Below are 20435 nucleotides of genomic sequence, written 5' to 3' on the forward strand. Positions count from 1 at the left end.
GGGTGTCGATCTCGCGAAGCTGAGCGACCTCGCGCTGTCCGCGAAGCCCGGTGCGGAGGGTGTGGTGATGGTGCCGTACCTGGAGGGCGAACGGACGCCCTGGAGCCGCACAAAGTGTTGCCGGAGCACGAAAGCGGCCACGTTCTGACGTTTGCCGGGAGCGCCGCCGCCATGGCCTGGTTTGACGCGGAACACGCCTGTCTGATGACCGAGCAACGGCAGGCGTTGGAGCGCAACGCTTTCGACGTGGCATGGATGATCGGCCGCGCGCTGAACAACTACCACCTCCGCCGCGGACGTACCCACGATGACGTGGACGCCTGGCTGATGGCGTTGCGCGCCGCGGAAGCGTTGGGGGACCCGCTGAAGCAAGTGACCGCGAACATGTGTCTGGGTGCGGACTACGTCGAACAGGGCCAGTCGGCGTTGGGGCACAAGCATTTCGAGCGCAGCCTGGAGTTGTTCACGCACATCGACGATCCTGAGGCGCACGGCGGCGCGCACCGGGCGATGGCGTGGGCGGCCGAGTTCGAGGGCGACCTGGAGAAGGCGCTGGAACATTCGCTGCGGGGCCTCGAGAAGTTCCGCGCGGCGGGTTCGGAGATCCGCGAGGCCGAGTCGTTGAACGAGGTCGGCTGGCGCTACGCGTGCCTGGGCCGGTACGCCGAAGCACGCACCTTCTGCGAGGAAGCCATGTTGCTCAACAACAAGCTCGGTCACTCCGAGGGTGCCGCGGCCACACTGGACAGCCTCGCGCACATCGCCCACCACGACGGCCGGCACGCCGACGCCGTCGCGCACTACCGCGAGGCGCTGGCGCTGTACCGGGAGCTGGACAACTCCGCGGAGGAGGCCACCGTACTGGAGCACCTCGGTGACGTGCACTCGGCCGCCGGTGAGGACGCTTCGGCGCGCGAGCAATGGGATCGGGCCTTGGAGCTGTACCGGGAGCAGGGCCGCACCGCGGAGGCGACGGCCCTGGCCTCCCGGATCTAGACCCTGCTCATCTGACGGCCGCTCTCGATCAGCTCGCCGGTGAACGAGTCGAGCGCGTGGGCGAAGTCGCACTGGTCCGGCTCGTGCCAGTCCTCCAGCTGCTCGAGCAGCCAGCGCCGCCACGCCTGGACGAGCTGCGCGAACACGTCCGCGCCCTGGTTGGTGAACCGGTAGCCGTCGTCGCTGAACGCGAGGTGCCCTGACCGGACCAGGCTTTGCGCGGTCGCCTCGAAGATGCCCGCAGGCACCTTGGTCATCTCGGCGATCTCGGCGACGCCGTCGTCCGTCGACGCCCGGTACACCCGCCCGAGCAGCCACGCCTGTTCCAGCGGCAGGTCGACGCCGGAGCGTCGGAGCACGGCGATACCGGGGTCTTCCTTCGACTTCGCCATCACCGTGGAGACGAGTTTGCGCAGCTCGTCGTAGGAGTTCGACGGCGGCGCGGCGAAGCTCTCGCCCACACCGCTGTTGCCGTCGCGGCGGCACGGGACGTGTCACGCAGCTGCACCTGCGGCAGGAAGAACGCGACCAGCAGCGCTACCAGGGCTCGCGATGGCGCGCGGGTCTACGCCCTCGGGTACCCGCAGGTGTTTCGGCAGCTGGTTCGCGTAGATCGTGCCGAAGAGCGCGACGCCGAACGAGCTGCCCATCGTACGCAGGAAGCTGATGCCGGACGTGGCGACGCCGAGGTCGGTGTAGTTCGTGGTGCTCTGCACGACGATCACCGGTACCTGCATCACCAGGCCGATGCCGGCGCCCAGCACCATCATGAACGCGCCCATGACCCAGTAGCTCGTGCCGGCGTCCAAATAGGACAGCAACAACAGGCCTACGGCGAGCCCGGCGGACCCGGCCAGCGGGAAGATCCGGTACCTGCCGGTGCGGCTGATCACGTTGCGGGTGAGCAGCGCGGTGGCCATCAGACCGGCGATCAGCGGCAGCATCCAGAGGCCGGACGAGGTGGCCGACTCGCCGCGCACGCGTACTGCAGGTAGATCGGCAGGTAGGTGATGCCGCCGAGCATCGCGAACCCGACGACGAAGCTCAGGATGCCCGAGACCGTGAACACCCGGCTGCGGAACAACCTCATCGGCAGCATCGGCTCGGCCGCGCGTTGCTCGACGAACACGAACGCGATGAGCAGGGCCACGGATGTCGCGGCCATCCACAGGATCGTCGGCGACGTCCACGGGTACTCGGTGCCGCCCCAGCTCGTGACCAGCGTCAACCCGGTGGCCGCGAGCGCGATGAGCGCGATGCCCGCGTAGTCGATCTTCGGGTGCCCCTCGGCCTTGATCGTGGGCAGCGCGGCGACCGCCACGAGGACGACGGCGATGCCGAGCGGGATGTTGACGTAGAACGCCCACCGCCAGCTCAGGTGGTCCACGAACAGGCCGCCGAGCAACGGCCCCGCCACCGTCGCGATGCCGAACACCGCGCCCGCGAACCCCTGGAACTTGCCGCGTTCCTTGAGCGGCACGACGTCCGCGATGATCGCCGTCGAGGTGACCATGAGCCCGCCGGCGCCCAGGCCCTGGACCGCGCGGAACGCGATGAGCATGCCCATCGACTCCGACCAGCCCGCGAAGAACGACCCGACCAGGAACAGCGCGACGCTGACCACGAACGTCTTCTTGCGCCCGTAGAGGTCGCCGAACTTGCCGATCAGCACCGTCATGATCGTCTCGGCGAGCAGGTACGACGTCACGACCCACGACAGGTGCGCGCCGCCACCCAGTTCGGCCACCATCGTGGGCAGCGCGGTGGACACGATGGTCTGGTCGAGCGCCGCCAGCAGCATCGCGAGCAGGACGGCCGCGACGACCAGGTTCCGCCTGCGGGTGTCGATCATGTCGGGCACGGTGGCGATGATCGCGCAGGTTCCGCGACCTCGCAGGCCGGGCGGCGGGGGAGTGACCACTCGCGTGTGAGCCCATAGGCTCGGAGGCGATCACGCGACGGAGGTAGTCATGATCTTCATCACCGCCAGGTTCCGCGTCCTGCCCGAGTACGCGGACACCTGGCCGGAGCTCTCCCGCGCCTTCACCGAAGCCACCCGCGCCGAGCCGGGCTGCCTGTGGTTCGCCTGGTCGCGCAGCATCGACGACGAGACCGAGTACGTGCTCGTCGAGGCGTTCCGCGACGGTGACGCGGGTGCGGCGCACGTGCAGTCCGCGCACTTCAAGGTCGCGCAGGCAGAGCTGCCGCCGTACCTGCAGGAGACGCCGAAGATCGTGAACGCGGTGCTGGAACAGGACGACTGGTCGCTGCTGGGCGAGATGGAGGTTGCGCCACGCGGGTGAGGCACCGGGCGTAGGGCCGCTCCTCCGTCCAGGATGTCGCCATGGACGCCTTCGTGGAGTTGTCCGCCGAGCTGACCGGGTTCTCGGCGGAGGAGCTGAGGTCGACCGGACTGGTCGAGCAGTACCGCGGGCTGGCGGGAAACGCCTCGCACGCCGAGATCATCGAACTCTGGTACACCGGCGTCTGGCGCGGGGTGATCCCGAGTCCGCGCGCCTACGCCGAGGGACTGGCGTGGAAGGCGGTGGGGGTCGCCGCGCCGGGCACAGGTGCGCCGGGCTTCGGCAGCTGGGAGCGCAGACCCAGAAGAAGCGCCCTGTGAAGGCCGTGGTCGTCGGCGCAGGGTTCGCCGGCTCGCTGATCGCGAAGGTTCTGGGGGACAACGGGTTTCGCGTGCTCGTGCTGGAGGCGGGTGCGCAGCCCGACCACGACGAGGCCCTGCTGAGGTTTCAGACCGCGCTCGTCAAGACGCCGCTCGCGCCGTATCGCACGACCACGGCCGCGCCGTCGAGCGACTACCTGATCAACACCGGGCCGTTCGACTACGCCAGCCCGTACCTGCGGATCAACGGCGGCACCGGCACCGCCTGGACCGGGATCACGCCGCGGATGCATCCAGAGGACTTCCGGACCGCCGATCTCGGGCACGGCCGCAACTGGCCCATCTCCTACGACGAGTTGGAACCCTTCTACCGTGCGGCGGAGTGGGAGATCGGGGTCGCGGCCGACGCCGACGAGCAACGGCAGCACCTTCCCGTCGCCGACGGCTACAGCTATCCGATGCACGCCCTGCCCCGCACGTACCTCGACCACGTGATCGCGTCCGTTGTGGACGGTGCGACCATCGACGGGCAAGAGCTGCTGATCACCGGCACACCGCAGGCCCGCAACGGCATACCCGTGCGGGGTTACCGGCCGGACGGGCAGCTGTGCGCCGGGTACGCCAGCTGTGTGCCGATCTGTCCGGAGCAGGCCAAGTACACGCCCCACCGCACGCAGAAACGCTGGTCTCACAACGTCGAGCTGCGCACCAGGTGCGTGGTGAACCGGGTGCACGCCGACGAGTTCGGGCGGGTCACCAAGGTCAGCTATCAGCGCTACGAGGACGACACGACCGGAACGCACACGCGGCACGAGGAAGAAGCCGACGTGGTCGTCCTCGCCGCGCACGCCATCGAGAACGCCAAACTGCTGCTCATGTCCGGGCTCGCGAACAGCAGCGACCAGGTCGGCCGCAACCTGATGGACCACCCGGCACTGCTGACGTGGGCGCTGATGCCGGAGCCGATCGGGCCGTTCCGCGGACCCGGCTCGACCACGGCCATCGACGCGTTCCGCTCGGGTCCGCAACGCTGCACGCGGGCGCCGTTCCGGATCGAGATCGGCAACTGGGGCTGGGGCTGGTCGGCAGGCAGTCCCGGCTCCGACACGGCCGAGTTCGTCGCGGCGGGCCTGCGCGGCAACGCCTTGAGGCAGGCCGTCGCGAACCGGGTCGGACGGCAGTTCACCCTGCAGTTCGAGATCGAGCAGGAGGCCGATCCCACGAACAGGGTCACGCTCGGACCAGGCCGCGACGCGCTGGGCAACCCGCGGCCGAGCGTCCACTACGGACTGTCGACCTACGTGAAGGACGGTCTGCTGGACGCGAAACGGGTGTCGGACCGCATCTTCGAGCTGCTCCGAGCCGAGGACCACACGTCGTACAAGCCGGACGACGAAAGGTACTTCGAGCACAACGGGGAGCCACTGCGCTACTGGGGTGCCGGGCACGGTGGCGGCACGCACGTCATGGGTGTTTCGCCGCGGGACTCCGTGGTGGACCAGTGGCAGCGCTGCTGGGACCACCCCAACCTGTACGCGGTGGGGTGCGGCAGCATGCCGTCGCTCGGCACGTCCAACCCCTCGCTGACCATGGCCGCGCTCGCCCTGCGCACGGCCGGCCATCTCGTGTCACGCCGAGTCATGTCCGCTGGGAGTGAGCTCGCTGAATCAGCAGGATCGCGGCCGCCACCGTGATGACGACGACGCCGTTGCCGAACGCCCACAGCACCGCGTGATGGTGCACGACGGCACGGGTGGCGGCCGGGTCGCGGAACACCGGGTTGACCTGCGTGATCAGCAGGATCTTCATCGCGACCGACACCGCGAGACAACCGAGCGCCGGCCACGGCGCACGCATGACGACTGCCAGGACGACGCCGAGCGGCCCCCACGGCAGGTAGTAGTAGATCGGGCTGCCTGCCGCGAACACGCCGACGAGCGAGCCCGGCCGCGGATCGGCCAGCAGCTGCGGGTTCCACACGACCTGCTCGTACAGGTTCCCGAAGAACCACATGCTCAGCAGAGGGACGACCAGCCGCGAAAGAATCACCGGGCCATCATGTCGAAATGTCGAAACGACAGTGACGTCGATCGACGCAGGTGTGGCGGCCCAACGCCGCCGTACCGAGATCAGGGGAGATGACATGCGGTTTCTGTTGATGCACCGGGTCCCGGAGGACGCCGACGCGGCGTGGACGGCGAGTCCAGAGCTCCATCGGCGGATGAACGCGTTCGTCGAGAAGCTGGACGCGAACGGCGTGTTCCTCGGCGGTGAGGGCGTGCACAAGCCGTCCAAGGGAGCGGCCGTGCGCAGGCGCGGTGCCGAGATCAAGTCGATCGACGGCCCGTTCGCCGAGGCGAAGGAGGTCATCGGCGGGTTCGTGATCATCAACGCGAAGGACCTCGCGGAAGCCAAGGTCGTCGCGGAGGAGTACATCACCTGTTTTGCGGGCGTGGAGGAGATGTCGGTCGAGGTCAGGCAGCTCATTGAGCCCGAGGAGATCCCCGAGCTTCTAACGTAGGTAGCGCAGTTCGACGACGAACCACTCGCCGGCGAGCGAGCACGGCCCGTCCGGATGGAGCCGCACGTCCTCGGTGTCGAGGGCAGCGAGCACGTGCGGCCCCTCCAGTTCCAGCGCGACGTCCGCAACGGTTCGCACGCTGACGTCGGAGTCCGTGATGTCCAGCGGTGCGGCCAGGTTCTCGCCGAGGTCCTTCAGCTCCACGAGCCGGTTGCGGTAGAACGACGTCCCGATGTTCGTCAGCCGGTGTACCGGCGACACCGGCCGGTACACGAACCCGCCGCGGTGCTCCGAGATGAACCTGGGCTCGCTGCCGTCGAGCCAGTCCATGCGGCCTTCCGAGCCGTCGATGCTCAGCACGACGTACGGGTTGTGGTGCAGGTGCCACGGGTGGGTCTCGCCCGGTTCGAGCGTCACCTCCCACACCCGCACCACCGGGTCGTCGTAGAGCACGCGCCGGCCGACGTCGACGAGCACGATCTCCTCGCCGGACGGCGAGATCACGACGTCACCCCTCAAGGCACACCTCCCGCAGGCCCGCCTCGAACACGATCACCGGCACGCCGGGCGAGACCAGTCCCAGCGCGGTGATCAAACCGATCGGGCTGGCCACGGGCAGATTGGTCGTGTTCATCAGCCCTCCCCGACCTCTATGTTCGGGCATGAGGGCGCCTTCGGGGGAGGGGTACATGAGAAAAGCGGTTTCAGTCCTGCTCGCGATCATGCTGGCCGTCACGGGATGCGGCGGAGAAAAACCCGCGGCGAACCGAACCGAGATCAACTATTTGACGTCGTTCAGCACCTTCGGCCGCGATGCGTACGTGTACGTCGCCAAGGAGAGGGGCTATTTCGACGCGGCCGGTCTCGACGTCACGATCACGCCGGGCACCGGCAGCGTCGACGTGCTCAAACTGGTCGCCGGCGGCCGGGCGGAGTTCGGCATCGCGGACTTCACCGCCACCGCGATCACCCTCGCGAAGGAGAAGTTGCCGGTCACCGCGATCGCGGCCATCCAGCAGCGGTCGCTCGCCGCGATCGTCTCCTTGGAGGGCAACGGGATCAGCAAGCCCGCTGACCTGGTCGGCAAGAAGATCGGCGACCAGCCCGGCTCCACGAACCAGGTGATGTTCCCCGTCTACGCCAAGGCGGCGGGCATCGATCCCGGCAAGGTCGAGTTCGTGCCGTCCGCCCCGCCCGCGCTACCGCAGCTGCTGGCGGCGGGGCAGGTCGACGGGATCGGTCGGTTCGTCGTGGGCAAGCCGTTGATCGAGGCCGCGGCGAAGGGCAGGAAGGCCGTCGTTCTGCCTTATGGCGACCTGGTTCCCGACCTGTACGGCAATGCGCTCGTGGCATCGAAGGAGTTCGTGCTCAACAACGTCAACCAGGCGCACGGTTTCATGAACGCGCTGCTCCAGGGCCTGGAGTACGCGATAGCCCACCCGGACGAGGTCGGCCCGATTCTCAAGAAGTACCAGCCGACCCAGGACGCGGCCGTGGCCGGCGCCGAGGTCGCGTTGATGGCGCCGTACGTCAAGCCGGACGGCTACAGCGGCAGGGTCGGCGGGCTGACCGAGCCACGGGTCGAGAAGATCGTCCGCACGCTTGTGGAGGCCGGTGCGATCCCTGACGGGTCCCTGAAGCCGAGCGATTTCGTGTCCTTCGGGCTGGCGCCGAAGTGATCACGCTTCAGCAGGTCGCGCACACGTTCGACAGCGTGCACGTGTTGGACGGGATCGACCTGGAGGTGGACGAGCACGAGTTCGTCGCGGTGATCGGGCGGTCGGGCTGCGGCAAGTCGACGTTGCTGCGGCTCATCGCCGGGCTGCTCGCGCCGGCGCGGGGACGGATCTTCGTGGCGGGCTCCCAGGTCACCAGGCCGCGCCGCGACGTCTCCTTCATGTTCCAGCGACCGGCGTTGCTTGCCGTGGCGGTCGGTGCTGTCCAACGTCCTGCTGCCGATCGAGATCTCCGGCCTGGGCGATCACCGGGAGAGGGCGCACGAGCTGCTGGACCTCGTCGGGCTCGGCGGGTTCGAGAAACGGCTGCCGCACGAGCTTTCCGGCGGCATGCAGCAACGGGTGTCGCTGTGCCGGTCGCTGATCCAGAGCCCGCGGGTGATGCTGATGGACGAACCGTTCTCCGCGCTGGACGCGATCACCCGCACCGAGCTTTCCGAGGAGCTGCAACGGGTTCAGTTGGAACTGCCGCGCGCTGTCGTGTTCGTGACGCACTCCATCGACGAGGCCGTGCTGCTCGCCGACCGGATCGTGGTGCTCAGCCCGCGGCCCGGACGGATCCACGAGATCGTCGACGTCGGCCTGCCCCGGCCACGCGCGCTCGGGCAGGTCGAGCTGGACGAGGTGAGCCGCGAGCTGCGCGGGTTGCTGGGCGAGGTGACGGCGTGAAGGTCGCGCTGCCGGCACTGGGTTTGCTGGCGATCATCGGTCTCTGGTGGCTCGCGACGATCGTGTTCGGGATCGAGGCGTTCCTCGTTCCGTCACCGGCAGACGTCGTCTCGTCGTTCCTGGAGCTGCCGGGCTATCTGCTCGAACAGACCCTGATCACGTTGTGGGAGGCGGTTTCCGGCTTCGCGCTGGCCGTCGTGATCGGCGTGCCGCTGGCGTTGCTGATCGTCGGCTCGAAGATCGTGGAGCGGATGTTCTACCCGCTGCTGGTCGCGCTCAACGCCGTGCCGAAGGTGGCCATCGCGCCGATCGTGGTGGTGTGGTTCGGGTTCGGCATCGAGTCGAAGGTGCTCATGGTGGTGCTGGTGTGCATCTTCCCGGTGGTGATCTCGACCGTGTCCGGTATGAAGTCCACGCCTCACGAACTGGTCGAGCTGTTCCGGTCGCTGGACGCCACGCGCACGCAGGAGTTCTTCAAGCTGCGCCTGCGGCACGCGTTGCCGCAGGTTTTCGTCGGGTTGAAGGTCGCGATCACGCTGGCGGTGATCGGTGCCGTGATCGGCGAGTTCGTCGGCGCCCGCGCCGGACTGGGGTACGTGATCTACGCGTCCGGCGCCAGCGCCGACACCTCACTGGCCTTCGCGGCGATGGCCCTGCTCGCGATCATCAGCGTCGCGCTCTTCTACGGGCTGACCTACGCCGAGCGGAAGCTGTTGCCGTGGGCGGAGGAGCACCGTGTGGTCTAACGGGCCAGCCGGTCCAGCAGCTCGCCGAGCAGCGCGCGTTCGCCCGGTGTCAGGTCTGCCGGGTCCTCGTCGACCAGTGCGCGCAGGGTGAGTGCGGCGCTGGCACGGGTCGCGGGCGTCTCGGCGTCATGTGAGCGCAGCACTCCGGCCAGTGCTGCCTCGCGGACGCGGGCGGACAGCCCCAGGTCCGGCTCCGGCTGCGCGATCAGGGTCAGCGTCACGCCGACGTTCGCGGCGAGCACCTGTTCCGCGGCGTCGTCCGCGGGCACGTTCAGCAGGCCGTTCCTGGCGGCTTCCGTCAGCCGGTCACGCAGTGCGGCGTGCGCGGGGGCGGTGACCGCGCAGGGCTTGCCCGGCTCGGCCCTGCCGTAGAGCAGCCCGTAGAACGACGGGTGCTCCAGTCCGAACCGCACGTGCCGGTCCCAGCCGACCCGCAGATCGCCGAGCGGGTCGCCGGAGCTCTCGACCGCGACGTACTGGGTGAAGCCGTGGTTCAGCACGGCGTCGATCAGCCCCTGCTTGCTGCCGAAGTGGTGGTACAGCGTCGGTGCCTGGACGCCGGCGCGTTCGCACACGGCCCGCGTGGACACCGTGCCGCCGTCCTCCAGCATCTCCGCCGCCGCGAGCAGAAGCCGATCCCGTGCGTTTTGCATATCGCTATAGTAGCTCATGTAGCGCTACAGTGAGCGCTATAGCGATAGGAGAAGTGCGATGAAGACCTGGTTCATCACCGGAGGCACGCCTGGAGGGTTCGGGATGGCCTACGCCGAGGCCGCACTGGAAGAGGGGCATCAGGTGGTGCTGACCGCGCGTCGCCCCGATGAGCTGCGGGAATGGGCCTCGGAACGCGGCGACCGCGTGCTGGTTCTCCCGCTCGACGTCACCGATGCCGAGCAGGTGCGCGCGGCGGTGAACGCCGCGGAGGAGCGGTTCGGCGGGATCGACGTCCTCGTCAACAACGCGGGCCGCGGCTGGTACGGCTCGGTGGAGGGAACCCGAGACGAGACGGTCCGTCGCACGTTCGACCTGAACCTCTTCGCCGTGGTCGAGGTGGTTCGCGCGGTCCTGCCGGGCATGCGCGCCAGAGGAGACGGCTGGATCGTGAACATGTCGTCGCTGGCCGGCCTGGTCGGTGTGCAGGGGTTCGGCTACTACTCGGCTGCGAAGTTCGCGCTCGAAGGGTTGTCGGAGGCGCTGCGCCAGGAGGTCGAGCCGTTCGGCGTGCGCGTGCTCGTCGTGGAGCCGGGAGCGTTCCGCACCAAGGCTTACGCGGGGTTCCAGCACGAGCCCGTCCGCGAGACCGTCGACGCCTACCTCGGGCTGGTGGAGGGGATCCGAGCGACGTTCGCGGACCAGGACGGCAAGCAGCCGGGTGATCCCGAACGTGGCGTGCGAGCCGTGATCAGTGCGATGAACGCACCGGAACCGCCGCAACGGCTCGTGCTGGGCGGCGCCGCGTACGACGCCGCCGTTGCCCTGCACGAAGGTGCACTCGCTGAGCTTCGCGCGCACGAAAAGCTCTCGCGCGGCGCGGACTTCTAGTTGACGGATCCGCCCGCGGCGAGGCGCATCAGGTCGGAGTCGAGGTCGATCGACAGCTCGGTGCCGCCCGCGCTGCCGAACTCGTGCTGGTAGCGGCCCCACGACTCGTCGCGCACCTGCTTCTCGAACCCGGAGGCCATGAGCGCCACCAGTTCGAGTGCCGCCCGGTCGATGCGCTTGTTCAGCGCGTTGTCCTGCCAGTCCTCGGTCGAGGCGAAGAGCGACGTCGGCACCACGATGGTCCGCAGGTAGGCGAACAGGCCGCGCATCTGGTCGTCGACCACGAGCGCGTGCCGGGCCGTGCCTGCGGTCGCGGCGAGGACGACGGGCTTCGCGATCAGCAGGTCGTTGTCCAGGATCTGGAAGAACGACGTGAACAGCCCGCTCGCGCCCGCCTTGTAGACGGGGGTGCTCGCGACTATGCCGTCCGCGTGCTGCAGCGTGGTGATCGCCTTCTGCAGCTTCGCGCCGATGTGGTTGGACACCAACGCGTTCGCGATCTCGCCGGCCAGCTCGCGCAGTTCGATGCTCGAGACCTGGACGGTGAGCTGCTTCTGGGAGCCCAGCGCCGCCACGCGCTGGGCGGCGCGGTCGGCGAGCAGGCGCGTGGACGACGGGTCGCTCGTGCCTGCCGACACGACCACGAGCTGGAACTGTGCGGTCATTTCTCCTCGTTTTCCGCCAGCTTGCGGGTGATCACGGCGAGCTGGTCGAGTTCTTCTGCGCTCAGCACGCTCAGGGCGCGCGTGACGCTGCGGGCGTGCGGGCGGCCGATCGCGCGCTGGGTCTCCCGGCCCGCGGGGGTCAGCGACAGGCGCACACCCCTGCGGTCACCGGGATCGGGGCAGCGGTCGACCAGTCCGCGCTCGACCAGGCGGTCGACCATGCGGGACAGAGCGGGCTGGCTCAGCAGCACGTGGCGGTTCAGCTCACTCATCCTGAGTGGACTGTCGCATTTGGACAACTGGTACAGCACGTCGTACTCCCGCATGGTCAGGTCGCCCCAGACGTCCTCCGCGTTGAGCTGCTTCATCAACACGGCGTAGGCCTTCATCAGGGACTCCCACGCCTCGTTGGCACGGGTCATCGCTACTTCCTCACCGCGAGTCCTGGTACGGCGAGCGCCCGTGACGTTGTCGCCGCGGTTGGCGTTCGGCTTCGGCTGGCGGGCCGGCTGGTCGCCGTACTTCTCCTTGACGCGCAGGGCGTGCGTCGGCGGCTTGGCGGTCTCCGGGTCCTGGCGGGACTCGATCTCCTTGCGCAGCACCGGAACCACCTCCTCGCCCAGCAGGTCGAGCTGGTTCAGCACCATCTTGAGCGGCAGGCCGGCGTGGTCCATCAGGAACATCTGCCGCTGGTAGTCGCCGAAGTGCTCGCGGAAGGTCAGCGTCTTGTCGATGACCTCCTGCGGGCTGCCGACCGACAGCGGGGTCATCTCCATGAAGTCCTCCATCTTCGGGCCGTGCCCGTAGACCGGCGCCTCGTTGAAGTACGGACGGAACTCCTTGATCGCGTCCTGCGACCTCTTGGCGATGTAGGCCTGACCGCCGAGACCGACGATGGCCTGCTTCTCCGTGCCGTGGCCGTAGTGCGCGTACCGCTGGCGGTAGAACTTGATCAGCCGCATGTAGTGCTCTTTCGGCCAGAAGATGTTGTTCGCGAAGAAGCCGTCGCCGTAGTAGGCGGCCTGCTCCGCGATCTCCGGCGTGCGGATCGACCCGTGCCACACGAACGGCGGCAGGTCGTCCAACGGCCGTGGCGTGGAGGTGAAGCCCTGCAACGGTGTGCGGAACTTCCCTTCCCAGTCCACCACGTCCTCGCGCCACAACCGGTGCAGGAGGTTGTAGTTCTCCAGCGCCAGCGGCAGGCTCTGCCGGATGTCCTGGCCGAACCACGGGTAGACCGGCGCGGTGTTGCCGCGGCCCAGCATGAGGTCCATGCGACCCTTCGACAGGTGCTGCAGCATCGCGTACTCCTCCGCGATGCGCACCGGGTCGTTGGTCGTGATCAGCGTCGTCGCGGTGCTGACGATCAGCTTCTCGGTCTTCGCCGCGATGTGGGCGAGCAGCGTGGTGGGCGCGGATGAGAAGAACGGCGGGTTGTGGTGCTCGCCGATCGCGAACACGTCCAGCCCCACCTCCTCGGCCTTCTCGGCGATCTGCACGATCGCGTCGATGCGCTCGGCCTCGCTGGGGGTCTCGCCGCTCACCGGGTCCCTGGTGATGTCGCTCACCGAGAACACTCCGAACTGCACGGCACCCGCCTCCTTCTGTCTGCGCTGAACCTCTAGGTTCCATGCGTTTGCATCTACCTTAACGCACCGCCCCCTCTGGTATTCCCATTACGCTGATCACATGTCTTTGGCCGTGCGGGACGCGGGTTTCGGCTATGGGGGAGTCACCGTCTTCGCAGGTCTGTCGTTCGCGGTGGAACCCGGCGACGCCGTGGCCGTGCTCGGGGCGAACGGGTCTGGCAAGTCGACGCTGCTCCGGTGCCTGGTCGGCGCCGAGGTGCTGGACTCCGGCAGCGTGTTGTTCGGCGGGCCCGCAGGACGAGTCGTCGGCGCGGGTGCGGTCGTCGATGGCCTCGCTGCTGGACGACGCCGACTACTTCCCGGACCTCTCCGTTGTGGAGCACCTGCGGCTGCTGGCGTGGTTGCACGGCACGCCCGACCCGGAACGCGCGGTGCTCGACGTGCTGGGGGAGCTGGGGCTCGGTGAGGTGCGGGACCAGGTGCCGCCCACGCTGTCGAGCGGGCAGCGGCATCGGCTCGGGCTCGCCTCGTGCTTCGTGCGGCCGCGCGACCTGCTGGTGCTCGACGAACCGGAGCAGCGTCTCGACGCACGAGGACGGACGTGGCTGCGCGAGCGGCTCAAGGCGGAGAAGGCGGCCGGGGTGGCCGTCGTGTTCGCGTCGCACGACCAGGATCTCGTCGAGGCGGTCGCCGATCGCACCGTGACGCTGTGACGCCGTCGGTCGCGCAGATCCGCCGCCGGCTGAGGCGCCCGCCGCCACCGCTGCGGTTCCGGCTCACCCGCCTGTACGTGCGGCTCGTCAACGCGGCGATCGTCGGCGCGATCGGCTGGGGCGTCGCGTTCAAGGGATTGCAGAAGACCGGCCAGCTGGGCGTGAGCGAGTGGACGGCGCTGTGGCTGTCCGTGCTGGCGGCGGTCGTGCTGCTCAAGGTGCTGCTGGCGTTCGGTCCGGTCTTTGCGGGCCGTGACCGGGCCTTCTGGGTGCTGAGCTCGCCGGTGGGCCGGGCCGCGTTCTGATGCTCCGGTTCCTCGGTCTGCTCGGGTTCGGCGCGGGCGGTGGGCGTGGTCTGGCCCGCCGCCGTTTTCGGGGTGGTCGGGGCGGTCTCGCCGCCGGGGGCACTGGTGTTCATCGGGTCTGCGGCGGCAGGGGTGGCCGTCGTGTCGGGTGCGGTGGTCCTGCAGCGTTGCCGGCTGCGCCCGCAGGCCTGGCTGAGCGTGTTGGCCGGAACTGCCGTGGTCGCGATGTTCCTGCGGCCTGGCGATGTCGCCGTCGGCGAGGCGGTCTGGCTGACTCCGGTAGCGGTGGTGCTGGTCGTGGTCGCGGCGATGTCGTTGCGACACCTGCACCGTGCGGACCTGGCCGCCGGTGCCTCGCTCGCCGCGGCCGTGCGGTGTCGGCCTCCTGGCTCGACTCGCGCTGCTGGGCGCGATCCTGGCCGAGCGCCGCGCACGGCTGCTCGGGGCGGGTTCGCTCGGCCAGGCTGCGGGGATCCAGGCTGACCGTGCTGGTGTGGACCGGACGTCCTGCGCGCACGGCGCGCGCCGAAGCGCCTTGGCTGGTCTTGGGCGGGGTTGCTGCCCGTTGCCCCGCGCTGGTGGCGCGTCGGCGGCAGGTCGACTGGGTACCCCGCGTGCACCTGATCTGCGCGTTCGTCGCCACCGACCGGCTCGCGGCAGGGTTGAGGACCGTCTGCCGGTCATCGGCGATCCGCCGGGCGCTGGGCGTGCCGGACGGCCTCCTGCGGCTCGCGCACGTCGTGGTGCCCGGCTCGGCCGCGGTGGTGTGGTGCCTGGCGACCACGCCGTTCACGCCGCACGTCTCCTGGCTCAACGGTGTGGTGTCCGCGGTCGGGGCGGTGGCCGTGGTGTACCGGATCGCCACGCGGCCGCCTCTCGACTACGGCGTCGCCGCGATCGACTTCGGCGTGCTCGGGCCGGTGCCGATCGGACTGGTCATGCAGCTGAGCCGCGGTCCGTTGCTGCTGTATTTGTTGTGTGTGCTGCAGGTGATGCTCGGCTAAGGTCAGCGCCCTCGAAGAGGGGGATGCTGTGTTTTCGGGTGAGTTCGAGCTCCATCTGACCGGGTCGGAGTGGCAGGTCGACGAGCTGGCGGCGTTCGCGGAACGGCACCAGCTCAAGTTCAGCCACATCGAGCTGCACCGCGGTGAGGTGCCGTCCCAGCCGATGCTGACGATCAGTGCGAAGGGCACGATCGACGAGGTGCGGGCGGTGGCCGAGCGCTGGCGCGACAAGCTGTTCGAGGCCGAGCTGCACCTGGTGCGGGTGAAGATCGAGGCCGCGCCGTGGAACGAGGGCGTGCCGCGGACCGACGCCGGCGCCGATCCCGGGCTGTACTTCGAGCACCACGTCAAAGTCCTGATGGCGGGGACGTGGCACGACTGGTACCGGCGTGTCCTCACGGCGGTCGACGGGCACGACGCACACGTGTCGCGCAACGCGCGCCGCAAGTACGACGACGGTTCGGAGGAACGATTCGTCACGCAACGGTGCTTCGGGGTGGGCCGGGGCACGGCGAAGGCGAAGCTGGAGGCGTTGCTCGCGGACCTGAGCGAGTTCGAGGTGCTGGAGGTCGAAGAGGAGTACGTCGTTCACGACGACGCGCTGCACATCGACAACGGCTGGATCCACGGCGAGGCCGGCCGCAGCTGGGACGAGCGGCTGCGGCAGGCCCCGCGCTGGGAGCGGGGCTTTCCCGCGACGTTCCACCCGCTGGCGGTGAAGCCGGGACAGGACATCACGCAGCGCGCGGTGTTCGACCCCGCGCTCAAGCAGTTCAAGCACGCCTTCCGCGGCGGCGACCCGCGCTTCGGCGACCCGGTGGACGGTGCGCGCTGGCTCGGCACGCGCCGCAAGGCGATGGCGCACGTCCTGCACCTCATCGGGAACTCGGACTGGGCCGAGAACCTGGTGCTGCGCGGCAGCGTCGTGATGCGGGAGTGGTTCGGCGACGCCGCGCGGGAGCCCGGTGACCTCGACTTCGTGGTCACACCGCGCTACATCACCATCGACAGCCCGCGGGCGAGGCAGCTCATCGACGACCTGGTCGAGAGCGTTCGCGCGGATCCCGGTCCCGGCCTGCGAGCGGACGAGGTCAGCACCGAGCACATCTGGACCTACGAACGGGTGCCCGGTCGGCGGGTGGTGTTCCCGTTCGACGTCGAGGGGCTGCCGCAGGGCGCGATCCAGATCGACCTGGTGTTCAACGAGGAGCTGCCGATCGCGCCGGAACCCGTGGAGGTCACCGGCACGATCCTGCTCGCCGCGAACCAGGAGCTGTCGCTCGCGTGGAAGCTCCAGTGGCTCGCGACGGACAGCTACCCGCAGGCCAAGGACCTCTACGACGCCGCGTTGCTCGCGGAGCACACCACCGTGGACACGGGCGTCGTCATCGAGCTGCTGCGGCCGGAGCTGGGCGACCGCGCGTACGACTTCGACCGGAAGTCCGTGCTGGAGCTGGACCACGTCGACTGGGACAACGCGCCGTCCGAGCTGCCGGTCACCAAGGCCGACGAACCGGCACTGTTGGAGCGGATCGCGGCGGCTCTGCGTTAACCGAGAAGAGCGGCGACCCGAGTCGCGGTGGCCACAGTGGACTGCGGGTTCTGACCCGTCACGAGCCCGCCGTCCACGACCACCGTGCTCGACCAGGGCTCACCCGTCGCGAGCCGCGCGCCCAGCTCGGCCAGTCGACCGGCGACCGAGTAGGGCGCGTTCAAGCCGCCCTGACGCTCCTCCTCGTCGCTGAACACCGCCATCTCCTTGCCCTCGAACACGAATGAGCCGTCGGCGCGGACAGCGCTCAGCAGACCGGCCGGTCCGTGGCACAGCGCCGCGACGAGCTTGCCGCTGTCGTGGAAGTCCGCCAGCAGCTTGCCGAGCGTCGCGTCGAACGCCAGGTCCGCCATCGGGCCGTGACCGCCGGGCAGGTAGACCGCGTCGAAGTCGTCCGCGTTCATCTCGGACAACGTCGCCGGAGCGCGCAGATCCTCAAGGGACGCAACGGCGTCGTCGAACGTGCCGTCCAGGCTCGCCTTGTCGACGGTCGGCACGACGCCGCCCGGCGTCGCGATCGTGACCTCGATGCCCTCGGCGCGCAGCACGCGCACCGACTCGACCACTTCCTCGGCCCAGAACCCCGTGGGGTGGCTCGTGCCGTCCGCCAGCGTCAGCGAGTCGGCGCCGGACACGACCATCAGTAGCTTCTTCATGCAGTCAGGACATCACAGATCCTGGGAACGTGACGGCAGAGGTATAAGCTGCTTTATGGCTGAGAAGTTGACAGACCTCGGTCTGCTCGCGACGTTCCTGGAGATCTACCGGGGCGGCTCGATCACCGCCGCGGCGAGCAGGCGCGGCCTGACCCAGCCCGCCGTGAGCGGCCAGCTCGCCAAGCTGGAGAAGGAACTCGGCGAACCGCTGTTCATCAGGGGCGGCCGTGGAGTCACGCCGACACCCCGTGCCGATGAGCTCGCGCGCCGCGTGGGACCACCCGTCGACCAGCTCAGGTCCGCGTTCGATCCCGTGGCCGCCGTCGAGGGCACGGTCAGGATCGGGGGAGCGGCCGAGTTCATGACCGCCCGCGGCCTGCCCGCACTCGCCCCGCTGACCCAGCGCGGCCTCCGGTTCGAGGTGACGCTCGGCCTGGCGAACGACCTGCTCAACGCCCTCAAGACCGCCCAGCTCGACGTCGTGCTGTCGTCCGTCCGCCCAGGCGCGGGACTCACCGCGACACCGTTGACGGACGAGGAGTTCCTGCTGGTGGGGCCACCGTTGCTGGCGAGAACGGTGGACCAGGAACTGCTCGGGGAGGACCCGGCGCGCGCCCTCGAACACCTGCCGCTGGTCGCGTACTCGGACGAGCTGCCGATCATCCGCCGCTATTGGCGCAGCGAGTTCGGCACACGACCGAAGAACGCGACAGCCGTTGTCGTACCGGACCTGCGCGCGGTTCTGGCCGCGGTGATCGCGGGAGCGGGCGTGTCCGCGTTGCCGCGCTACCTCGTCGAACCCGCCCTCGTCGCCGGATCCGTCGAGTTGCTGCACCAGGCGGAGATTCCGCCGCTCAACACCCTCTACGTCGTCACCCGAGGCGTGACGACGCCCGCCACCGGCACCGTCTCGAGCACCTGAAGGCACGCGACTGGGGCGTTCTCTAGACGCTCCGGAGCACCGACACGACGATGCCGAGGATGACGGCCTTGTCGCCGTCGATGACGGGATAGTCGGGGTTGCGCGGCTCGAGGTACACGTGGCCGTTGCGGCGCTGGTACACCTTGACCGTCGCCTCCTCCTCGATCATCGCGGCGACGATCTGCCCGTTGTACGCCTCGTGCGTCTGGCGAACCACGACCATGTCGCCGTCGCAGATCGCGGCGTCGATCATCGAGTCACCGCGCACGCGCAGCGCGAACACGTTGCTGCCCCTGCCCACCAGCCCGCGCGGCAGGTTCAGCACGTCGTCCACGTGCTCCACGGCCGAGATCGGCGTGCCGGCGGCGATGTCACCGACCACGGGCACGGAGATCGAGTCGTCCGGGGTTGGCGCCGCCGCCGACGTCTCGTGCAGGAAGATCCGCACGTCCATCGGCCGCGTCACCGAGGCGCCGCGGCGCAGGAAACCCTTGTCCTCCAACGCCGACAGATGCTTGGAGACGCTCGACGGGGACTTCAGGCCGACCGCGTCGCCGATCTCGCGGGTGCTGGGGGAGTAGCCGTGCTCGACCACCCAGTCGCGGATGGCGCCCAGGATCTTCTGCTGGCGCTCCGGCAGCACCGACGTGTCCAGGTGCTCGAGATCGTCGTAGGTGGTCACCGCGACGATCTTAGTCCTCACCTGATCGTGGCTTGAAAACGAGTTGCCGTTGGACGGCCCCGCTGGATCTGATCACCGGATGACCAACGTCTGGACCGGGCGCCTGATTCGCCTGCGCGCGGTGGAACCCGAGGACTGGCCGTTCTTCCAGAAGTTCGACGAGGACTCCGCGAGCCAGCGGGCCGCCGACATGATCCACCCGCCGTGGTCCTCGGCTCGGCTGCGCGAGTGGGCGGAGAAGGCCGCGCTCAAGCCGGTGGAAGGAGATGTGGTCCGGCTGGCGATCGAGTCGCTCGCGGACGGCAAGCTCGCCGGGATGACCTCCACACACGAGGTCGACCACCGAGTGGGGCGGTTCTCGTACGGCATCGTGCTCGGGTCCGAGTTCCATAGGCGCGGCTACGCCTCTGAGGCGGTGCGGATGCTGCTGGGCTTCATGTTCGGCGAGCGGCGGTTCCACAAGTGCGAGTCGAGCGTCGTGGCGTTCAACGAAGCGTCGATCGCGTTGCATCGCGGGCTCGGCTTCCAGGAGGAGGGAAGGCTGCGCGACCACGAGTTCCTGACCGGATGCCATCACGACGTGGTGCTGTTCGGGATGACGGCGACCGAGTTCGCGGCACGCCATCCGTACCCGAGCACGTTGTGATCAGGTAGCCCGCCATGTGGCGGTGAGAACACACGCCGGGAACGCTTTCGGGGCCTGCGGTCAGGTAGGGATGTGCGAAGCGACGTGGCGCCCGTGGCGCTGACCCCTGACGAGGCGCCCGCCGTGCTGGACGAGGCCGCGCTGCTCGCCCTGTACGAGTCGACGGCCGAGCGGTTGCACCGCTACGTGGCCAGGCGGGTCGGGACCGACACCGCGCAGGACGTGGTGTCCGAGGCGTTCCTGGTGCTGTGGGACCAGCGGGCCGGGCAGACCTACGAAGCTGACGCCGTGCGTGCGTGGCTCTACGGCGTGGCGACGAACCTGCTTCGCGGGTACGTGCGCGCGGAGGAACGCAAGCTGCGTGCGTGGAGCAAGGCGTACATCGCGCGTACCGACGAGGCGGACATCGGTGACCGGGTGAGCGCCGCGGCGGACGCGGACGTGCTTGCGGGGCCGCTCACCGCCTGGCTCGCCGAACTGCGCGTCGAGGAACGCGAGGTGCTTCTGCTTCACGCGTGGGCGGACTTCACCCCCGCCGAGATCGCGGTGGCGCTCGACGTCCCGGTGGCCACCGTGCGCACCAGATTGCACCGCGGCCGGGCCCGGCTGCGCACTCGCCTCGCCGCGACCGACCACGACTTCTCCGAGGACAGCCATGTCTGAGCCGACCAAGCCCGAGACCCTCGACCGCGTGCTCGACGTGGCACTGGCCCGCGCGGTCGACGAACCCGTGACTTTCGACGTCGCGGCAGGCAAGCAGGCGCTGGCGTTGGCCCTGCGGCAACGAGCAGCCGCCCCGGTGGCGGTCAAGCGTCGTCGCGCGCCGTGGCACGCTGCCGCCGCGGCCGTCGTGGTGGCCGCGGGTGTG

General features: G+C 69.1%; 25 protein-coding genes and 5 pseudogenes. 20 read left to right on the forward strand and 10 right to left on the reverse strand.

The window, feature by feature from the left end; translation table 11 throughout:
* The first annotated feature begins 171 nt into the window (after positions 1–171).
* Entirely contained in the window at positions 172–996 is an 825-nt protein-coding gene (locus tag FXN61_RS32565) for a tetratricopeptide repeat protein (protein ID WP_167977809.1), read from the forward strand.
* On the opposite strand, the pseudogene FXN61_RS56980 reads toward FXN61_RS32565, so the two are convergent.
* A pseudogene (locus tag FXN61_RS56980) lies at positions 993–2848 on the reverse strand (MDR family MFS transporter). The gene FXN61_RS32565 and the pseudogene FXN61_RS56980 sit on opposite strands and share 4 nt — an antisense overlap.
* A 118-nt stretch (positions 2849–2966) precedes the next feature.
* Here FXN61_RS56980 and FXN61_RS32575 point away from each other — a divergent pair.
* Genes FXN61_RS32575 through FXN61_RS32585 form a run of 3 tightly spaced genes read left to right on the forward strand, consistent with a single transcriptional unit; the run spans position 2967 to position 5313 of the window.
* Positions 2967–3299: a putative quinol monooxygenase gene (locus FXN61_RS32575; RefSeq protein WP_167977810.1), complete on the forward strand. Its 333-nt coding sequence runs from the start codon at positions 2967–2969 to the stop codon at positions 3297–3299.
* Between the two features lie 41 nt (positions 3300–3340).
* Positions 3341–3619 (forward strand): hypothetical protein, encoded by a 279-nt coding sequence (locus FXN61_RS32580; RefSeq protein ID WP_167977811.1) that lies wholly within the window; start codon positions 3341–3343, stop codon positions 3617–3619.
* Positions 3616–5313 carry a GMC family oxidoreductase gene (locus tag FXN61_RS32585; RefSeq protein ID WP_167977812.1) on the forward strand — a complete coding sequence of 566 codons (1698 nt, stop codon included), beginning with the start codon at positions 3616–3618 and terminating at the stop codon, positions 5311–5313. Before FXN61_RS32580 ends, FXN61_RS32585 begins: the two co-directional genes overlap by 4 nt.
* On the opposite strand, the gene FXN61_RS32590 is transcribed toward FXN61_RS32585, so the two are convergent.
* Positions 5258–5668 carry a hypothetical protein gene (locus FXN61_RS32590; RefSeq protein WP_167977813.1) on the reverse strand — a complete coding sequence of 137 codons (411 nt, stop codon included), beginning with the start codon at positions 5666–5668 and terminating at the stop codon, positions 5258–5260. The two genes, FXN61_RS32585 and FXN61_RS32590, sit on opposite strands and share 56 nt — an antisense overlap.
* Before the next feature lie 94 nt (positions 5669–5762).
* Between FXN61_RS32590 and FXN61_RS32595 the strand changes: the two genes are divergently transcribed.
* Positions 5763–6140 carry a YciI family protein gene (locus tag FXN61_RS32595; protein ID WP_167977814.1) on the forward strand — a complete coding sequence of 126 codons (378 nt, stop codon included), beginning with the start codon at positions 5763–5765 and terminating at the stop codon, positions 6138–6140.
* Here FXN61_RS32595 and FXN61_RS50280 read toward each other — a convergent pair.
* Complete coding sequence (locus tag FXN61_RS50280) at positions 6132–6659, reverse strand: cupredoxin domain-containing protein (protein WP_188135737.1); 528 nt, start codon at positions 6657–6659, stop codon at positions 6132–6134. The genes FXN61_RS32595 and FXN61_RS50280 overlap by 9 nt on opposite strands.
* A complete protein-coding gene (locus FXN61_RS54675) occupies positions 6649–6774 on the reverse strand; it encodes a hypothetical protein (protein ID WP_281360748.1) in 126 nt (41 codons plus the stop codon). The genes FXN61_RS50280 and FXN61_RS54675 overlap by 11 nt, the downstream gene beginning before the upstream one ends.
* 55 nt (positions 6775–6829) lie before the next feature.
* Between FXN61_RS54675 and FXN61_RS32605 the strand changes: the two genes are divergently transcribed.
* The 4 genes and pseudogenes from FXN61_RS32605 to FXN61_RS53100 all read left to right on the forward strand — a co-directional run.
* The gene (locus tag FXN61_RS32605; RefSeq protein ID WP_167977815.1) at positions 6830–7819 is read left to right on the forward strand and encodes an ABC transporter substrate-binding protein; all 990 of its coding nucleotides are present in this window, start codon (positions 6830–6832) and stop codon (positions 7817–7819) included.
* An 89-nt stretch (positions 7820–7908) separates the two neighbouring features.
* Positions 7909–7980 (forward strand): annotated as a pseudogene (locus FXN61_RS56590) (ATP-binding cassette domain-containing protein); the annotation flags it as partial.
* Positions 7981–8074: 94 nt separating this feature from the next.
* Positions 8075–8545, forward strand: coding sequence for an ABC transporter ATP-binding protein (locus tag FXN61_RS53095; RefSeq protein ID WP_312878162.1), 471 nt, complete (start codon positions 8075–8077; stop codon positions 8543–8545).
* A gap of 206 nt (positions 8546–8751) precedes the next feature.
* A pseudogene (locus FXN61_RS53100) lies at positions 8752–9291 on the forward strand (ABC transporter permease); the annotation flags it as partial.
* Here the strand turns inward: FXN61_RS53100 and FXN61_RS32620 are convergent.
* Positions 9288–9944, reverse strand: a complete 657-nt coding sequence (locus FXN61_RS32620; RefSeq protein WP_246292286.1) for a TetR/AcrR family transcriptional regulator — start codon at positions 9942–9944, stop codon at positions 9288–9290. The pseudogene FXN61_RS53100 and the gene FXN61_RS32620 sit on opposite strands and share 4 nt — an antisense overlap.
* A 58-nt stretch (positions 9945–10002) precedes the next feature.
* Here FXN61_RS32620 and FXN61_RS32625 point away from each other — a divergent pair, with 58 nt between their 5' ends.
* Positions 10003–10833, forward strand: coding sequence for an oxidoreductase (locus FXN61_RS32625; RefSeq protein WP_167977818.1), 831 nt, complete (start codon positions 10003–10005; stop codon positions 10831–10833).
* On the opposite strand, the gene FXN61_RS32630 is transcribed toward FXN61_RS32625, so the two are convergent.
* The 3 genes and pseudogenes from FXN61_RS32630 to FXN61_RS32640 all read right to left on the reverse strand — a co-directional run.
* Positions 10830–11498 (reverse strand): CE1759 family FMN reductase, encoded by a 669-nt coding sequence (locus FXN61_RS32630; RefSeq protein WP_167977819.1) that lies wholly within the window; start codon positions 11496–11498, stop codon positions 10830–10832. The two genes, FXN61_RS32625 and FXN61_RS32630, sit on opposite strands and share 4 nt — an antisense overlap.
* Complete coding sequence (locus FXN61_RS50975; RefSeq protein WP_167977827.1) at positions 11495–11920, reverse strand: MarR family winged helix-turn-helix transcriptional regulator; 426 nt, start codon at positions 11918–11920, stop codon at positions 11495–11497. The genes FXN61_RS32630 and FXN61_RS50975 overlap by 4 nt, the downstream gene beginning before the upstream one ends.
* A 117-nt stretch (positions 11921–12037) precedes the next feature.
* A pseudogene (locus FXN61_RS32640) lies at positions 12038–13087 on the reverse strand (LLM class flavin-dependent oxidoreductase); the annotation flags it as partial.
* Positions 13088–13187: 100 nt separating this feature from the next.
* Between FXN61_RS32640 and FXN61_RS54685 the strand changes: the two are divergent.
* The 6 genes and pseudogenes from FXN61_RS54685 to FXN61_RS55810 all read left to right on the forward strand — a co-directional run.
* Positions 13188–13364: pseudogene (locus FXN61_RS54685) on the forward strand (ABC transporter ATP-binding protein); the annotation flags it as partial.
* Complete coding sequence (locus FXN61_RS54690) at positions 13303–13800, forward strand: ABC transporter ATP-binding protein (protein WP_281360751.1); 498 nt, start codon at positions 13303–13305, stop codon at positions 13798–13800. The pseudogene FXN61_RS54685 and the gene FXN61_RS54690, both read left to right, overlap by 62 nt.
* Complete coding sequence (locus FXN61_RS32650) at positions 13797–14105, forward strand: hypothetical protein (RefSeq protein WP_167977820.1); 309 nt, start codon at positions 13797–13799, stop codon at positions 14103–14105. The genes FXN61_RS54690 and FXN61_RS32650 overlap by 4 nt, the downstream gene beginning before the upstream one ends.
* Positions 14106–14144: 39 nt before the next feature.
* Positions 14145–14588, forward strand: a complete 444-nt coding sequence (locus tag FXN61_RS55800) for a hypothetical protein (RefSeq protein ID WP_167977821.1) — start codon at positions 14145–14147, stop codon at positions 14586–14588.
* A complete protein-coding gene (locus tag FXN61_RS55805; RefSeq protein ID WP_223165685.1) occupies positions 14480–15109 on the forward strand; it encodes a DUF6297 family protein in 630 nt (209 codons plus the stop codon). Before FXN61_RS55800 ends, FXN61_RS55805 begins: the two co-directional genes overlap by 109 nt.
* Positions 15110–15137: 28 nt before the next feature.
* Positions 15138–16661 (forward strand): nucleotidyl transferase AbiEii/AbiGii toxin family protein, encoded by a 1524-nt coding sequence (locus FXN61_RS55810; protein WP_167977823.1) that lies wholly within the window; start codon positions 15138–15140, stop codon positions 16659–16661.
* Here FXN61_RS55810 and FXN61_RS32670 read toward each other — a convergent pair.
* On the reverse strand, positions 16658–17317 hold the full coding sequence (locus tag FXN61_RS32670) for a type 1 glutamine amidotransferase domain-containing protein (RefSeq protein ID WP_167977824.1): 660 nt from the start codon (positions 17315–17317) through the stop codon (positions 16658–16660). The two genes, FXN61_RS55810 and FXN61_RS32670, sit on opposite strands and share 4 nt — an antisense overlap.
* 55 nt (positions 17318–17372) lie before the next feature.
* Between FXN61_RS32670 and FXN61_RS32675 the strand changes: the two genes are divergently transcribed.
* A complete protein-coding gene (locus FXN61_RS32675) occupies positions 17373–18239 on the forward strand; it encodes a LysR family transcriptional regulator (RefSeq protein ID WP_246292288.1) in 867 nt (288 codons plus the stop codon).
* Between the two features lie 22 nt (positions 18240–18261).
* Here the strand turns inward: FXN61_RS32675 and lexA are convergent, their stop codons facing one another.
* The gene (lexA, locus tag FXN61_RS32680; RefSeq protein ID WP_167977828.1) at positions 18262–18921 is read right to left on the reverse strand and encodes a transcriptional repressor LexA; all 660 of its coding nucleotides are present in this window, start codon (positions 18919–18921) and stop codon (positions 18262–18264) included.
* A 79-nt stretch (positions 18922–19000) separates the two neighbouring features.
* Between lexA and FXN61_RS32685 the strand changes: the two genes are divergently transcribed.
* From FXN61_RS32685 to FXN61_RS32695, 3 genes are all read left to right on the forward strand, one after another.
* The gene (locus FXN61_RS32685; RefSeq protein WP_167977825.1) at positions 19001–19567 is read left to right on the forward strand and encodes a GNAT family N-acetyltransferase; all 567 of its coding nucleotides are present in this window, start codon (positions 19001–19003) and stop codon (positions 19565–19567) included.
* Between the two features lie 93 nt (positions 19568–19660).
* Complete coding sequence (locus tag FXN61_RS32690; protein ID WP_167977826.1) at positions 19661–20230, forward strand: RNA polymerase sigma factor; 570 nt, start codon at positions 19661–19663, stop codon at positions 20228–20230.
* Positions 20223–20435 (forward strand): hypothetical protein (locus FXN61_RS32695; RefSeq protein ID WP_223165686.1); only part of this gene is annotated, 213 nt, incomplete at its 3' end. The genes FXN61_RS32690 and FXN61_RS32695, both read left to right, overlap by 8 nt.

It is taken from the genome of Lentzea indica (genome assembly GCF_012184385.1).
Taxonomy (GTDB): Bacteria; Actinomycetota; Actinomycetes; order Mycobacteriales; family Pseudonocardiaceae; genus Lentzea; species Lentzea indica.

Bases quoted from the DNA above. Each gene is read 5' to 3' on its own strand.
- FXN61_RS32565 (WP_167977809.1), top strand. From the start codon at position 172: ATGGCCTGGTTTGACGCGGAACACGCCTGTCTGATGACCGAGCAACGG.
- FXN61_RS32575 (WP_167977810.1), top strand. From the start codon at position 2,967: ATGATCTTCATCACCGCCAGGTTCCGCGTCCTGCCCGAGTACGCGGAC.
- FXN61_RS32580 (WP_167977811.1), top strand. From the start codon at position 3,341: ATGGACGCCTTCGTGGAGTTGTCCGCCGAGCTGACCGGGTTCTCGGCG.
- FXN61_RS32595 (WP_167977814.1), top strand. From the start codon at position 5,763: ATGCGGTTTCTGTTGATGCACCGGGTCCCGGAGGACGCCGACGCGGCG.
- FXN61_RS54675 (WP_281360748.1), bottom strand. From the start codon at position 6,774: ATGAACACGACCAATCTGCCCGTGGCCAGCCCGATCGGTTTGATCACC.
- FXN61_RS32605 (WP_167977815.1), top strand. From the start codon at position 6,830: ATGAGAAAAGCGGTTTCAGTCCTGCTCGCGATCATGCTGGCCGTCACG.
- FXN61_RS32620 (WP_246292286.1), bottom strand. From the start codon at position 9,944: ATGCAAAACGCACGGGATCGGCTTCTGCTCGCGGCGGCGGAGATGCTG.
- FXN61_RS32625 (WP_167977818.1), top strand. From the start codon at position 10,003: ATGAAGACCTGGTTCATCACCGGAGGCACGCCTGGAGGGTTCGGGATG.
- FXN61_RS32630 (WP_167977819.1), bottom strand. From the start codon at position 11,498: ATGACCGCACAGTTCCAGCTCGTGGTCGTGTCGGCAGGCACGAGCGAC.
- FXN61_RS50975 (WP_167977827.1), bottom strand. From the start codon at position 11,920: ATGACCCGTGCCAACGAGGCGTGGGAGTCCCTGATGAAGGCCTACGCC.
- FXN61_RS32670 (WP_167977824.1), bottom strand. From the start codon at position 17,317: ATGAAGAAGCTACTGATGGTCGTGTCCGGCGCCGACTCGCTGACGCTG.
- FXN61_RS32675 (WP_246292288.1), top strand. From the start codon at position 17,373: ATGGCTGAGAAGTTGACAGACCTCGGTCTGCTCGCGACGTTCCTGGAG.
- FXN61_RS32685 (WP_167977825.1), top strand. From the start codon at position 19,001: ATGACCAACGTCTGGACCGGGCGCCTGATTCGCCTGCGCGCGGTGGAA.